Source organism: Duncaniella sp. (assembly GCF_029054785.1).
Lineage (GTDB): Bacteria > Bacteroidota > Bacteroidia > Bacteroidales > Muribaculaceae > Duncaniella.
In genome coordinates this window covers 13,726-29,195 of the sequence record NZ_JAIDEN010000124.1, presented here as the reverse complement: position 1 = coordinate 29,195, position 15,470 = coordinate 13,726, and the positions used below count along the sequence as shown (strand labels likewise).

9 protein-coding genes and 1 pseudogene are annotated in these 15,470 nt (G+C 52.3%); 7 read left to right on the top strand and 3 right to left on the bottom strand.

The window, feature by feature from the left end:
- Positions 1 to 228: 228 nt before the first annotated feature.
- Positions 229 to 1,497: a beta-ketoacyl-ACP synthase II gene (fabF, locus tag K2H17_RS07990; RefSeq protein WP_300133541.1), complete on the bottom strand. Its 1,269-nt coding sequence runs from the start codon at positions 1,495 to 1,497 to the stop codon at positions 229 to 231.
- Between the two features lie 166 nt (positions 1,498 to 1,663).
- Positions 1,664 to 1,903 (bottom strand): acyl carrier protein, encoded by a 240-nt coding sequence (locus K2H17_RS07985; RefSeq protein WP_123614068.1) that lies wholly within the window; start codon positions 1,901 to 1,903, stop codon positions 1,664 to 1,666.
- Positions 1,904 to 2,233: 330 nt separating this feature from the next.
- Between K2H17_RS07985 and K2H17_RS07980 the strand changes: the two genes are divergently transcribed.
- The 4 genes and pseudogenes from K2H17_RS07980 to K2H17_RS07960 all read left to right on the top strand — a co-directional run bounded on the left by K2H17_RS07980 (position 2,234) and on the right by K2H17_RS07960 (position 8,497).
- Positions 2,234 to 3,073, top strand: a complete 840-nt coding sequence (locus K2H17_RS07980) for an RsiV family protein (protein WP_300133538.1) — start codon at positions 2,234 to 2,236, stop codon at positions 3,071 to 3,073.
- A gap of 877 nt (positions 3,074 to 3,950) precedes the next feature.
- Positions 3,951 to 5,129, top strand: a complete 1,179-nt coding sequence (locus tag K2H17_RS07975) for a hypothetical protein (protein WP_300133535.1) — start codon at positions 3,951 to 3,953, stop codon at positions 5,127 to 5,129.
- A gap of 29 nt (positions 5,130 to 5,158) precedes the next feature.
- Positions 5,159 to 6,787, top strand: a pseudogene (locus K2H17_RS11230) (leucine-rich repeat protein); the annotation flags it as partial.
- A 66-nt stretch (positions 6,788 to 6,853) separates the two neighbouring features.
- Positions 6,854 to 8,497 carry a leucine-rich repeat protein gene (locus tag K2H17_RS07960; RefSeq protein ID WP_300133548.1) on the top strand — a complete coding sequence of 548 codons (1,644 nt, stop codon included), beginning with the start codon at positions 6,854 to 6,856 and terminating at the stop codon, positions 8,495 to 8,497.
- A 240-nt stretch (positions 8,498 to 8,737) separates the two neighbouring features.
- Here the strand turns inward: K2H17_RS07960 and K2H17_RS07955 are convergent, their stop codons facing one another.
- Positions 8,738 to 10,963 (bottom strand): alpha-xylosidase, encoded by a 2,226-nt coding sequence (locus K2H17_RS07955; protein WP_300133546.1) that lies wholly within the window; start codon positions 10,961 to 10,963, stop codon positions 8,738 to 8,740.
- A 225-nt stretch (positions 10,964 to 11,188) separates the two neighbouring features.
- Between K2H17_RS07955 and K2H17_RS07950 the strand changes: the two genes are divergently transcribed.
- Genes K2H17_RS07950 through K2H17_RS07940 form a run of 3 tightly spaced genes read left to right on the top strand, consistent with a single transcriptional unit; the run spans position 11,189 to position 15,371 of the window.
- The gene (locus tag K2H17_RS07950; protein ID WP_300133533.1) at positions 11,189 to 12,487 is read left to right on the top strand and encodes a M18 family aminopeptidase; all 1,299 of its coding nucleotides are present in this window, start codon (positions 11,189 to 11,191) and stop codon (positions 12,485 to 12,487) included.
- Between the two features lie 42 nt (positions 12,488 to 12,529).
- Positions 12,530 to 14,251, top strand: coding sequence for a DUF6056 family protein (locus K2H17_RS07945; protein ID WP_300133530.1), 1,722 nt, complete (start codon positions 12,530 to 12,532; stop codon positions 14,249 to 14,251).
- 13 nt (positions 14,252 to 14,264) lie between these two features.
- On the top strand, positions 14,265 to 15,371 hold the full coding sequence (locus K2H17_RS07940; protein WP_300133527.1) for a glycosyltransferase: 1,107 nt from the start codon (positions 14,265 to 14,267) through the stop codon (positions 15,369 to 15,371).
- Positions 15,372 to 15,470: the final 99 nt, after the last annotated feature.

The window sequence follows — 15,470 nt, the reverse complement described above, 5'->3', positions numbered from 1 at the left end:
TTCTTAACCTCTTTTTAAGGATGTGCCACAAAACTCGGCTGCAAAGTTAAGAATTTATTCCCGCTTTGCCAAGCGAAATTCAAACTTTTTAGGAAGAGGTCACACATTTTAACTAATCTTTTTGATGCAGCGATGGCGCGCGGAATGTCTGGGTCCGCGCGCCATTGCTTATATGTGGTCTTTCAGGGGGTTGAATTCCTGAATGAGCAGCCGGATCTGAAAATTTGCTTATTCCTCGTACTTCTTGACGATGACGGTCGCGTTGTGGCCGCCGAAGCCGAATGAGTTGGAGAGGGCTGCGCGGACGGGGCGCTTCTCGGCTTTGTTGAAGGTGAAGTTGAGGGTGTAGTCGATGTTTTCGTCGTTGTCTCCTTCTTCGTGGTTGATTGTCGGGGGAACGATGTCGTTCTGGACAGAGAGCACGGAGAACATTGCTTCGAGGGCGCCGGTGGCTCCGAGGAGGTGGCCGGTCATCGACTTGGTGGAGCTGATGTTGAGCTTGTGGGCCTGTTCGCCGAAGACTTCAACGATGGCCTTGACTTCGGAGATGTCGCCGACGGGGGTCGAGGTGCCGTGAACGTTGATGTAGTCGATGTCTTCGGGTTTCATGCCTGCATCTTCGAGGGCGTTGCGCATCGAGAGGATGGCGCCGAGGCCTTCGGGATGTGTTGCGGTGAGGTGGTAAGCGTCGGCGCTCATGCCGCCGCCTGCGACTTCGGCGTAGATTTTTGCGCCGCGGGCCTTGGCGTGTTCGAGTTCTTCAAGAACGAGGACAACCGAGCCTTCGCCCATCACGAAGCCGTCGCGAGAGGCGCTGAAGGGGCGTGAAGCGCGTTCGGGATCGTCGTTGCGGGTAGAGAGCGCGTGCATCGAGTTGAAGCCGCCTACACCTGCGGGGTAGATTGCAGCTTCAGCGCCGCCGGTCACGAAGACATCGGCTTTGCCGAGGCGGATGAGGTTGAAGGCGTCGATGATGGCGTTGTTGGATGATGCGCATGCCGAAACCACACCGAAGTTGGGTCCGTGGAAGTTATATTCCATCGAGATGTGGCCTGAAGCGATGTCGGCGATCATCTTGGGGATGAAGAAGGGGTTGTATTTGGGTCCCTGCTGGGGGCCGTTGAGAGCGTAGTAACCGGCTTCTTCTTCAAAGGTGTGAAGACCGCCGATGCCAGCGGCTACGATGACGCCGACGCGGTTGCGGTCGAGGCCTTCGGCAGCTTCGATGCCTGAGTCGGCAACGGCCTGACGGGCTGCGACCATCGCATACTGTGCGTAGAGGTCGAGCTGACGCAGTTTCTTGCGGTCGAAGTGGTCGTTGGGATTGTAGTCTTTGACCTCGCAGGCGAACTGAGTCTTGAACTGGGAAGCGTCAAAGTGGGTGATTGGAGCGGCTCCGCTCTTTCCGGCTACGGCGTTGAGCCAAGTGGTCTCTACATCGTTGCCGATAGGGGTAATGGCGCCGAGTCCGGTCACCACAACTCTTTTAAGTTCCATAATGGCAGAATGAATTTCGTAAAATGTTAAGGAGGAAAGTTTTAGGGTCTGAAGAGAGAGGTGAGGGGCTAATTGAGAAGAAGGCTCCACCGCGCTGATTTTAATTGGCGTGGGGAGCCTTTTGTGGCTCGGTCAGAGCGCGGGCTGTTGACTCGCGGACCGGTTTTTACTTCTGAGTGTTAGCCTCGATGTATTCGATAGCGTTCTGTACGGTGCTGATCTTTTCGGCCTGATCATCGGGGATAGTGATGCCGAATTCTTTCTCGAATTCCATGATGAGTTCTACGGTGTCGAGGCTGTCTGCGCCAAGATCTTTAGTGAATTCAGCGGTTTCGGTTACTTCGTTTTCGTCAACACCGAGCTTATCAACAATGATAGCTTTAACTCGAGATGCAATTTCAGACATAGTTTTAAATTTGTGAGTTGATTAGTAATTTCTTGATTGGAATCGCAAAAATTTTTACATTTGCGGTGCAAAGTTAATTATTTTTTATCAACTTGGAATACAACAAACGTATAAAGATGTTAATTAAGCTCGATTTTGATCATTTTTTGGTGCTTTTTGCCGATTGATTGGTCTATTTCAGCGATTTTTATTCTGCATAGTTGTTACAAACATGTTACGCCGTTTGTGTGTTACCTCTTTGAAAACTTGGAATTTCTCTCCATCGGCCCCGGTTTCGGCCGGATTGGTCAGACAAATCGAACACATATATATATTATAGTAATTAGGATTATGGACAGAAAACATTATTTACTTGCTCTCCCCGCGATTGCGCTTGCAATGACTGCCTGCGGCGGACGCGGTGCCGACGGTTCAGACGGAAGCGCCGATGTCATCAATGAGTTTCAGGTCAGCGAGACTCTGATGACCGCCGACAAGAACTATCGGGTCACGACTGACTATGGCAGCGCTTATCTGGAGCTTTACACTTCGATCCACTGGCCTGAGAAGCTGGGAGAGAATGATCTTGGGGTGTTGCAGGACTCTATATTGTATTATGCCTACGGCGATACGGTGGCTGCGGATGTGCGCGAGGCGATCAAGACTTTTCTGAATGACACATCGGTTGTCGAAGGGGCTGAATCCGTCATTCAGGTCGACTCTCTGCCTGCCGATACGATGACATATTTCAACAGCGTGATGGCTTCGATCATGGAGGTCGACGAGGAGATGGTGACGTATCAGGTGGTGTCGTCAACTTATCTCGGCGGCGCTCATCCGATGACGGTTACGCGCCCGTTCACCTATTCCTTTGCCATGAAGCAGGTGCTGGATATGGACAACATGTTTTTGCCTGGTGTGACTTCTGATTCGATCATGCCTGTCATCCGTGAGGCTCTTGCCCGACAGCTGTCGGTGCCTGTCTCTGGGCTTGAGCGGGCCGGAATCTTTGCATCCCAGCTGACCTATCCCGGCAAGCCTTACATAGATTCGAACACGCTTTATTTCCACTATGATCCCTATGAGATCGGGCCGTATGCGATGGGCCCTGTCGACGTGGCCGTCTACCCCAATGAGGTGGAAGGCCTTCTCCGCCCTGAGATCATGAGCCTTTTCGACCAGGGCTTCTGACCGCCTCTCGCGCATAGCCTCATACACGCTTCGCGTGCTGAGTCCGGGTGGATGCGCTCAGAGTCCGGATGGATGCGCTCAGAGTCCGGATGGATGCGCTCAGAGTCCGGATGGATGCGCTCAGAATTCGGATGGTGATGTCCGCCAGGACATCTGTTTACTCGTAGCCCGTGACACCGGAGCGCAAAGCGCAGGTGTCACGGGTTTGCGATATATCTCGGCATGTGGTGTCCGGTCGAGGACACCGATTTACCGCTCCGGATGGTGTGCCTATGTCAATTAGTGCGTTTTGCCTATTCTGAATCTTTATTGATCCGGACTGTTAATTCCCTGTCGGGATATTGACTTTTTTAAGAATTGTTTGTAATTTTGCATGCCGACTTAACGGTTGTTTTGAATACAACTTCTTAGCAGAGCCCGCGCGTGTGGGTCATGCGGGAGGGAGGCAGTCTTGCTCCGGCGCCATGCCGTGGGCAAGGACATACTGAAAAAAAGCGTTTACTTGCGCTTCTGTTCTTGACATCTTGGAATCTGGCAGTTTCAAAATCATAGTCAGGACTGATGCAATGGTAGATGCTCATGGATATGTAATCGGCATCCGATGGCTGAGGTGTGACCCTGTGAGGGGTCTTGCCTTTGGTCTATCGTATGCATGCATATTTGCGTGGGCTCTGCACATTGCTCGTCTTACTATGATGGGCACATGCCAGAGCCTCAAGATGTGGGACGAGCAATTGTTCGGCACCCACGCTTTTTGTTTTTCTCATAGTCCCGTCAGGGGTGTCGGCTGGACATATATCAGACCAATCACACACACATCTTTATGCCGACCAATCTTTTTTCTGCAGTTGGATTTAAAGACTATCTGTGCAGGCGCATGTTGCCTCAGAGTGCCGACAGCACCATGTCGCGCATCCGCTCTCTCCGTCCGGCAGGCTTGAAAGAGCTACCGGCCGACACCGACCTGCTTCAGTGGCTCTGCGGACAGCTTGAAGAAAATCCGTCGCCGTCATACGCCCGTAGCCTCATAGACGGCATTATCGAGACTGTTTTATTATCATCAGCCGACAGCGAAAACCAACGCACCCTCGCCGACCGCCTCACCGCTCTAAGGCGTTTCCGTGACTACGCCGATGCAGTGTTCATGGCCGATGATGAAGCCGACGATGAAGCCGATGCCGCCTCCGGCGATCTCCCCGAAGAGGCCGAGTTGCAGCAGCTGCCGGCATCCGCCCTGGTGCCCCAGGGCATAGCGCCGGTGCCTGCCGGAATCCACTGGATATCGGTGCGTGAAACGACTGTTGACCCCTTCATTGGAAAAGCTCCGCAGTCAGTGCGCGGCAAATTCCGCGGGCGTCTCGTCACCCAGTCGCGCAAGGGTGGCACCACCGTACCCTTCCCGCTGAAAGCGGTGCGGTCTATCTTCCACAATGCTGAAGACTTCGCACAGAATTCTCCCACCGGACTCTCGCTCTCGCAGAAAGCCTGGTGGGACGCGTGGAAAGCCGAGATTGACGATGTCATTGAAACTATCACCGACCGCATACTCTTCTATGTGGCCGAGGAACGGAGCGATCCCCGCGGATTCACCCGCCTGCCCGACGGAATGTGGGCCTATACATTGGCTTCGATTGACGAGATCGGCATTGACAGTGCAGGCCACGTTTACATAAAGCTTTTCGGCTCGACCAAAAAGAATCCGTTGATCCATCAGGTCTATTCGTTCGACTTCTCATCAAAGGCCTGGTGCCCGATGACCGGTGTCTTTACGCTTAGGCAGATCGACCTTGACCATGATCCGGAGATGCAGGAGATTCTGCGCCGTCTGGCCCCCGGACTGCAGGCCATGCAGGCACTGAAGGCTCTTGGAGTGACTCCCCGAACCACTGTAGCCCAGCTCGGCAAGCTTTGGCCGCAGATCGAGCCCCTGCTGCCCGGCCTGCACAGCGAGACTCTGCGCATATTGTCGTTCTACAATATCGATGCCATGCTGCACATTCACAACAGCCGCAAGCAGATCAGCAAGACATCCCAACGATCTCAGCAGAACAATTAAAACCGAAAAAACAATCAAAAAACCAGTATATGAAAAAGATAATTTTGCTATTGCTGACAATAATTTCCGGTTTGTCGGCAAGCAGTGCCAATCCAATTATTGAATATGATGGCATTAGGTATATTTTATATGAGCCGGCAGACGGACTTCCGGGAACTGCAGCAGTATATAAAAATCCAAGCGCAAGCGGAGATGTGATAATTCCTGATACGGTTTATACGTCCGGGAAACAATATATAGTAGATGCGATTTATGGTGAAGCTTTCACTGGCAGTTCGATTACCTCTATAAGCTTGCCTAAAACTCTTAACTACATTTATCAACGAGCATTTTCTCGCTGTAATAGTCTGACTTCGGTGGTCATACCGGATTCAGTTATTGGAATAGGTCTCTCTGCATTTACTCACTGCTCCAAGCTTGAATCTGTGAAAATTGGGAAATCAGTTAGCCTGATAGAAGAGGCTTTTTATGGATGCAGCGCTCTGGAAGAGTTCATTATTGATGAAGATAATCCGAATTTTATATGTGTTGATGATATTGTCTATTCCAAAGATATGTCGAGTGTCAATATGTGTCTTCCATCTAAAAAAGGAGAAATAGCGCTTCCAAATTCAGTTCAAACAATTGGGAGTCATGCGTTTTTCGGATGCAGTGGCCTGACATCAATAACAATTCCAAATTCAGTTCAAACAATTGGGGGTACTGCGTTTTTCGGATGCAGTGGCCTGACATCAATAACTATACCGAGTGGAGTCACAACAATTGGGGAATATGCGTTTTGTGGCTGCAGCAGCCTGACATCAATAACAATTCCAAATTCAGTTCAAACAATTGGGGGTAGTGCGTTTTCCGGATGCAGCGGCCTGACATCAATAACTATACCGAGTGGAGTCACAACAATTGGGGAATATGCGTTCTACGGATGTAGTGGCCTGACATCAATGACTATACCGAATACGGTCACAACAATTGAGTGTTATACGTTTGGAGACTGCAGCAGCCTGAAAGAGCTGACTATTCAAGATGGAGAAACTCCTTTGGTAGTGGTTGGTAATTATTATAAAGAGTTCGATGGTTATATGTTTAGTACCTCCCCATTAGAAAAGCTGCACTATGGTAGAAATCTGGAGACAGGGAATAGGCCTTTGCCGTTTAAGGATAAAAAGATATTAAAATCACTTTCAATCGGAGATAGTATAAAATCAATTGCCGATAGTGTATTCTCAGGATGTAATAATCTTGTATCGTTAAATATCGGCAAATCGGTAGAAACAATCGGAATTAGTGCATTCTCAGATTGTACAAAACTGGAATCGTTGAAAATCGGCGAATCGGTAGAAACAATTGGAAAATCTGCGTTCTCAGGCTGTAGTAGTCTGACTTCGCTTGTCATCCCTGATTCAGTCAGGACAATCGGAGAATTGGCATTCTTAAATTGTGGAGCATTGACCTCTGTCTGCCTTGGCAAGTCAGTGGAAACAATCGGAATTAGTGCATTCTCAGATTGTACAAAACTGGAATCGTTGAAAATCGGCGAATCGGTAGAAACAATTGGAGAATCTGCGTTCTCAGGCTGTAGTAGTCTGACTTCGCTTGTCATCCCTGATTCTGTCAGGACAATCGGAGAATCGGCATTCTCAAGTTGTGGAGCATTGACCTCTGTCTGCCTTGGCAAGTCAGTGGAATCAATCGGGTATAAAGCATTTTATTGTTATGATACCAATATGGGTTATCAATATCCGATAGACAGTAAGATTACAGAAATAAAGGTGCTGAATCCTGTGCCTCCGCTTATGGAATATTCGGTATGGAATTCAAATACATATTCTGATGCTGTGCTTGAAGTCCCTGAAGGTACAATTCTTGACTATATTTTAACTGACTGGAATAATTTCAAATCCATAAATGCCGGTGGTGTAGATATGTCTCACACAAGCATTGACGACGGTATATTCAGATATAGACTTGTCAATGACGATCCGGAGAAACCGGCAGCCATACTTGCCGGTGTTGTGTCAAAAGGAATAACCAGTGCCACTATACCTGAACGAGTGACAGATATGTCAGATCCTGACAATCCCCGCCGCTATTATGTCAAGGTGATCGGTCCGGAGGCATTCAGTGGCTGTTCCTGGCTGAAAGAGCTGACTATAAATCCGCGTGCTTCGATTGAGATCATCTGCCGTGGTGCTTTCAAGGATTGCACGGCTCTGGAATCGGTTGAAATTCCTGAGTCCGTGCAGAGCATTGAGGCGAAAGCGTTTTATGGCTCAGGCCTGCGCTCCGTAAGCATTCCTGCTGCAGTAATGACAGTCGGCGATGAGGCGTTTGCTGCCTGCAAGTCTCTGACGGAATTACGGATTGAAGATTCGACTGAGCCGATATCGTTTGGGCAGTATGTTTTTGGATATTATAATTACATTTCGACCCCGGATACGAGAGCCCGTTTAAGCTCCATGTATATAGGCCGTGACTGGGATGGAAATGTTACCGGCTATCCGGGTGTACTTAAGACCCTTGTCATAGGCAACCTTGTAAAGGTCATTCCGGATGGCAGGTTCTCCGTATGCAGTAATCTTGCGAGTCTGACATTGGGCAGTGGCTTGGAGTCGATTGAATCTTACGCTTTCCATGGAGCCGGAATGCTGCATGAAGTCGTGATTCCATCATCTGTGCGCTCTATCGGTGCGTATGCATTCAGTAACAATAATTTAAAATCAGTGATTATCGGCTGCGGAGTAGAGGCTATCGGCGAAAATGCTTTTGCCGGCAGCGCGAATGTGGAATCTGTGGCGATTACCGCTCAGAAGCCCCCGACAGCGCCCTACACTGCCTTCAGCGACTACAGCGCGAAGCTCTATCTGCAGGGCGGTCAGGATGTGATCGATGCCTATTATGATGCCTATACCTGCTGGGACCGTTTCACAGGCTATTCGATGACTGTGGCCCGGCGCATAGACGGCGACGGCGAGACAAGCATCAGCGGAGAGCCCGGCGACCGCATCCAGCTGTCGGCCAAGGTGTGGCCCGCAGATGCCACCTTGCCTCAGATTTTCTGGCGCTCTACCAATCCGGCTGTCGCTACCGTTGACAACAATGGTCTTGTGACCGTCCGCAAAGGAGCTGACGAGGGCGGATGCCGCATCATCGCCTCTACGCTCTATGCCGACGGGCCTGAACTTGTCTACGGCGTCAACGGCTCTGATGAGTCGGGCATTGATGTTCCGGTGGCCGATGTGGTTGTAGACGGTCCTGTGGAAGTCTATTCGATCAACGGCATCAGGCTCGGCGATTCGACTGAAGGCCTTGCCCCCGGCATCTACATTGTTCGCCGAGGCAGCAGTGTCACCAAAGTTCTTGTGAAGTGATCTGAAATCTGATCACACATACCATACAAACCGGGCCTTGAAAGCGGATTCAACGCGCTTTCAAGGCCCGGTTTCTGTTCTGTGGATGTCATCATCCGCGCAGCCATCCGGAATCCGTCCTGCCGGGCGGCCGCCCCGGATGGGGTGTCTCCGTATTATCGCACTATTCCGGGGGCCGGGTGTTGTATCTTTGCAAAACAACCGCTTTTCTGCATTGCCCCCGTTTTTTACGGAATCGGGTCAGTACTTGGTCACGCGCAGGGTGGAGCGGTCGATTGCCGAGGTTGACTGCGCGGGAGCCACGGTGGGGATTTTGGCTCCTTCACGGACGAGGATGTTGCATTTGATGGGGCTGTCGGCTGCGATGCGGTGCCAGCCCGGAGTGTAGGTCTTTCCGGTCTGATAGTCTTTCCAGTTCTGTCCGGCGGGCAGGTAGACGTTGCGGCTGTCGGCCTCGGTCAGGAGCGGGGCCACAAGGATGTCCGAGCCGAACATATACTGGTCTTCAACCATCCACGCTCCCGGATCGTCGGGGAACTCGACAAGCAGGGCGCGCAGCATCGGCCATCCGTTGGCCGTGCATTCTTTGGCCTGCTCCTCGATGTAGGGCATCAGTGAGTATTTCAGTTCGGCGCAGCGGCGGAAATAGTCGGTGAAGTCCGGGTTTTCATAGAGCCAGGGTTCGGTCGGAGGTGCTCCGTGGGCGCGGGTGTGGGACGAGAGGAAGCCCATCGGGAGCCAGCGGCGGTAGAGTGATTCGGGTGTGGAGGTGACGAAGCCGCCCATGTCATGGCTCCAGAAGCAGAAGCCGCTCAGGCCGAGAGAGAGTCCGGCGCGGAGGGTGCCGAGCATGCCGGTGTTGGTGCTTGCGGCATCGCCGCCCCAGTGGAGGGGATAGCGCTGTGATCCGGCCCAGGCCGAGCGGGCCCAGATGATGTTGTCGCCTTTGACGCGGCGGGTGACATCGGCCACGGCTTTGTTGTAGCGCACGGGATAGAGATTGTGTTCGTAAAGCCCGCTGCGGCCGTTGGCATAGAGTCCGTCGAGCGGCGCGGCCTCGCCGAAGTCGACCTTGATGGCGCCAACGCCCATCTCAAGCAGAGAGGCGAGTTTGGACTGATACCAGCTGACGGTTTCAGGATTGGTGAAATCAAGCACGGCGTCTTCATAGGGTAGTGTGCCGCGACCGTTTCTGACGGCAAGACCTTTGCTGACGAGTTCGGGGAAGTATTTATTGCCGGGGACAAAGTAGGGGAGTTGCCACAGACAGATGTGGAAGCCCTGTTTTGCCAGGTCGGCTATCATTTTGCGCGGATTCTTGAAGCGTTCGGGGGAGAATTCGTAGTCACACTGCCAGTCAACGTCAAACCAGCCGGTGTCGAAGTGTATGACATCGGCGGGGATGCGGTTTTCGCGCAGTTTGGCGGCGACATCGCGGCCTTCGTCTTCGGTGAAGTAGCTGATGCGGCTCATCCATGTGCCGAAACTCCACAGCGGCGGCATCTCAGGACGTCCGCTCAGGGCTGTGTATTCGCTCAGGATTTCTTTGGGGCTGCCCCACATGATGAAGAGGTCGAGGTCTTCGTCGGCCATGAACAGTTTGTTGGCACCTATGTAGCTCTGGCCTACGTCGGCTGTCAGCGGTGCGGAGGTGTGGATAAACATGCCGTAGCCCAGGTTGCTGAAGAAGAATGGGATCGGCTTGTACATGTCGGGGCTTTCGGGGCCTTGCGGATCTGTGACGAAGAGATTGAGTTTCTGACCGACTTTGTCAAGCGCGCCCGGACCTTCGCCGAGTCCGTAGATGCGTTCGCCGGGAGTCAGGGAGAAGACGGGGTTGATCGAGCGGGAGTTGTCGGATCCGCGTTTGATGAAGCTGAACGGGGGGACTTTGATCTGGGTCGAATCGTTGTCGCTCCAGGTGCGTGTGCGGCTGAGCTCGCAGCCGTTCTTGTCAAGGATGACAATGCGCCAGGGATCGGCCTTGATGCGCAGGGAGCCGTTGGGCGAAGTGCAGACAATGTCTGCGCCCTCGCGCCGGATTTTCCATTCGGAAGCGTCTTTCCCGACAGGCCCTGCAAGCATGGGCGACAGCGAGTCGGCCTCGGCGGGAGTGACTGGTGAAGTGTGGATGCGCAGGCGCAGGGTGCGGGCGTTGACCGGTTCGATGCTGAAGCCGAGCTGAGGGTCCTGCGGATATGCCGTGTCGGGGAAGTCGAGGCTTTTCAGTGGCTGGTGGAGATAGGTGTTGGCGTTGAAGGCCTGACGTGGCATGAGTTGCTGACGTTTCCAGCAGATGGTGCCGCAGCCCGTCGAGGGGTCGAACGTTGCGAGGGAGTCGGCGAAGAAGTAGGTATTGGTGAAGTCGGCGAAATCCTTGCTGACGTCGACTGTCTGGCTGAGCAGATAGGCTGAGCCTGCGTTGGTCCTGGTGTCGGCGGCGAGTGTCAGAGCGCCGAAAGCCATGACGGCTGACATTAGTGATCGGAAAGTCATAGAGAGGTTTGTGATATAATTTAATGTGATGTCGTTAAGGTTTATAGACGCACAAATTTAGTGAAAAATCGTGAGAAATTCCGCCATAGTAGAAAAATCTCATGAATAAATTGTAAATTTGCCAAAGCACTGAGAGTTTGTTTCTGCACAACCTCTTAAGTGATTCCTGGAAATTAACCCCCTATCATGAAAGACATGGAAGATATCAAAGTCACCGCACGGAACCTCATGGAGTTCCTCAACGAAAGTCCCGTCAATTTTTTAGCTGTGAAGACTGTCAGACGCCATCTTGACGAGAACGGTTTTAAACAGCTCGATCCTGCCGCAAGCTGGGAGCTTGAGCCGGGTGGAAAGTATTATCTGGTCAAAAATTCGAGTGCGATTTTTGCTTTCACGGTGACGACCGGTGGGCCTGCGGCCGGTTTCCGCATCATTTCGGCCCATTCCGATTCTCCCTGTCTGCGCATCAAGCCTAATGCCGAGATGCTCAGTGAGGGCGGTGTGGTCCGGCTGAATGTCGAAGTCTACGGAGGGCCGATCCTCTACACCTGGTTTGACCGTCCGCTTTCGGTTGCCGGACGTGTGGTGCTTCGCGGTGAAGATCCGCTGCATCCGCGCACGGAGATCCTGAAATTCGACCGTCCGCTGCTCACGATCCCTCATCTCGCCATCCATTTCAACCGGGCCGTCAATGAAGGCAATCCGCTGTCGAAGCAGAAAGACATGCTTCCGGTCATTGCGATAGTGAAAGACGCAGCCGAGAAGGACAATCTGCTGCTGCGGACAGTGGCCGAGGCGCTCGGATGCCGTGTGGACGACATTCTTGACTTCGATCTCTCGCTTTTCGACACTACACCGGCCTGCCTCGTAGGGCTTGACAATGAATTCCTGACTTCGGGACGTCTGGACGATCTCAGCATGGTCCACGGCGCGATGACAGCTCTGCTGGAGACATCGTCGACTGCCCAGACCCGTGTGATGGCCGTGTTTGACAACGAAGAGACCGGATCCGGAACAAAGCAGGGGGCGGCTTCTCCTGTTCTGGCCCAGCTGCTGCGCCGCATTGTCAGCTGTCTTGGTGGCAGTGAGGAGGACTATCTGCGTTCGATCGACCGCTCGTTCATGATCTCGGCAGACAATGCCCATGCCTTCCACCCGAACTATTCGGAAAAATATGATCCGACGAACCACCCTGTTGTCGGCGGCGGCCCTGTCATAAAGATCAACGCCAACTGCAAGTACATGACGGATGCCGAGTCGGCAGCCGTGTTCCGCTCGATCTGCGACAAGGCCGGAGTGCCCTGCCAGTATTTTGTCAACCACAGCGATGTGGCCGGAGGCTCGACTCTCGGCAATATCCTGACTTCGCAGATCGACCTTCGCGGTGTTGACATGGGCGAGGCTATCTGGGCCATGCACTCGATCCGCGAGACAATGGCCGTGAAAGACCATGCCTATACGCTCACGGCTTTCAAGACCTTCTTCGATCTCTGATCTGCGTAAGCCGACAGCCTCTAAAAACAAATTCGGACCAAAGTGTTTTCTGAAAAATTATATGAGACTCTCTCTCCGGGCGCTGACAGACCTCTGTCGCCAGGAGGGAGACTCGTCTGTTGGGCGGTTGTGCTTCTCACGGCGCTGACCTATGCGCTCTTTTCGTTCTATGTCCCTTATATCGGTGACGATTTTGCCCTTCCTGTCGACTGGATGACCGCCAACGGCGGTGTCAAGGAGTTTTCTTGGTCGAGGCTGTGGAATTTCACGGCCTATCTGAGGTCGATCGACAATTGTCGGCTGGACAACATCGTGTTCATGTCCATGCGTATGGCTCTGTTGCCCAAATGGACGTTGGCGCTTGTTGTCGGACTGAGCGGGGCCGCACTCGTCAGGGGTGCGGGACAGCTGTGCTCACCCCGTCGTTCGGATCTGCCTCTGGTCATGATCGCTTTCTGGGGGTGGATGACTTTTACGTTTTCGTGGCGCTTCGGCACGATGGGAATCGACAATTCCTTCAATGTCCTTTTGCCGTCAGCCATGACGGTGTGGTTTCTCGTCATGCTGCGTCGTGTGGCAAGCGGCAGGCTCCCGGTTCCGGCGCTTGTCGCAGGCTGTGGTTATGCCTTTCTGTGCGGTTGGATCCATGAGGGCTACGCTGTGCCTGTCGGGTGCGGCTTGGGTGTGTGGGCGCTTATCCGGCGTTTCCGCATACGGCGGCAGTGGTGGATTCTCACCGCCGTTTTTGCTGCGGGAGCACTCTGGGTTGTCAGCGCGCCGGGCCTTTGGATGAGGTTTTCATCAGTCTCTGTGGGCGGTTCGGTCAATCTGAAGACAGTGCTGACGCTGTCGCTGCCTGTAATAGTCTTGGCGGGATTGGCCGTTGTCATGATGGCCTGCCGCATCCGAAAATGCGCGATTGGAGGATGTGGGGATCATTATTGGCATCCACAAGCAATGGATGTCGTTGTCGCGATGGCCTTTGTGGTGTCAGCGGTGATAGTTTTCAAGTCGTCTCCTTCCAATCCGCGGGCTCTTTGGATCTGCAATCTTTTTGCCTCGCTGACAATGTTCGGATTGCTTCGAACGGTCTTTGTCAGATGGTCGGCCACGGTGCTGAAATGTCTGGCCGGGGTGGCATTGCTTATGATCATGGTATTCTATATCAATGTCATCAGGACTCAGAAGCGGCTATGGAATGAAGAGCAGGAGATCGAGCGGCAGATGGCGAAATCGGAGACGGGGACTGTCTATCGCGATTATACGATTGCAATGTCAAAACTGACGCTGCTCCATCCGGTCAACGCCCACTGGCGGACCACGCTCCACATCAACAATTACAATGATTTTTATCCCGGCGACAAAGTCTTTGCAGTTGTTCCGCCCGTACTGGAGAGTCTGACGGCTGAAATGATCGATTGGATGGAACTCTGCTCCAAGGGCGGTCATGACTGTCATGAACGGCCCGGATTTCCGGAGAAACTTTCAGGTGGGGCAGATGTGTTTGCCTATGGCGATGAACTGATCATGCCTGACAGGCGGATGACTATGTTTCATTGGTCAGGGACTGAGGCTGAAGTGGCGTCGCGTGACATAAAGTGTGATTACGAGTGTGCTGATGGCCGGAGATTTGACGGCATGGAGTCGGTGCAGATCCGGTTTCGCACCCGCGATGGCCGGAGTCTCATATACATAGCGCCCTGTCATGTCAAGGTAACAGGGCCTTATAAATCTGTTTCGTATGTTGAAACACCCTCTAATTAGCCGGAATTGAAATATGATTGAGAATGGAAGAGATCTCAGGCGTCCGCTGGTATCAGTTATAGTGCCTGCATATAATGTTGCTGAATACGTAAAGACAGTATATAATAGTGTATTGGCGCAGACCTATCCGGATTGGGAGCTGATTTTTGTGGATGACTGCTCGACTGATCAGACTGCGGCTGTGGTACAGAGTATAGCCGATTGTGATCCGCGTGTAAGACTTTACAAGACGGAACATAATTCCGGAACTCCATTGAGACCGAGGGTAAAGGGCGCTGAGATGGCCAAGGGAGAGTATGTATGCCCGATAGATGCGGATGACGATGTCTCAGCAGACTTTATCAGGGAGCTTATTGACAGGGCGCTGGAGACCGGAGCCGAAATAACATTGCCGATCATGAGAAATTGCCGATCCGGGGAAGAGGAGGAAATCTTTGATTCCGAAGTTCTGGATAAGGACTCGGTTTATCCGGGTTGGGATCTGGTTGCCCACACGCTCTATGAGTGGCACTTTGGAATGAACGGCGGCTTGTATGAAAAGGAGTTCTATAAGAAGTGTCTGAATTATCTTCTGGAACTGAAATTGACGGTGAAGTCTCCTGTGGTGGCACTTACGGAGTCTCTTCTGTTTATTGACGAAGTCGGCAGCCGGGTCCTTCTGATGGATGCGGAAAAAGTCGCTTTTGCCGCTAAGGCGTTTTACAATTACAGATATAATCCTGATTCGCTTGTGGAAATCAAATCGGCCAGGAGTTTCAATGTCTTGGATTCAAATATGTTTATCCGTCAGGCCTTGTTGGATCATGGATGCAGTGAAGGTCCGCTATGGAGACGATTGCAGCTTCATCTGTCAGCTTGCCTTGCCGACAAGATGGCAAAATATGTTGAAAGTTATCCGAAATTATCGGCTCATGACCGCCGCGAAGCATTGGAAACGCTTAAACGAGCCTATCGGAATTATGATCCGGAGGAAGCCGCGCCTGCGATTTCAAAAATGTTTTATATGATATTCCGCTCAGGCTTTTATAGCGCAGTCATGCTCTTTTATTCAAGAAGCTGCTTGAAATTCATGTCGCAGTGCTTTAGAAGAACCTGTCAGCGTCTTTTGTCCGCTCGCTAAAAGTGAGCTGCTGAGGTTAACGGGATGACAAAAGTTCCGGAAGTCGGTGACAGGACTTCCGGAACTTTTGATTGTGTTGGATCGGAGGAATTTACAAGA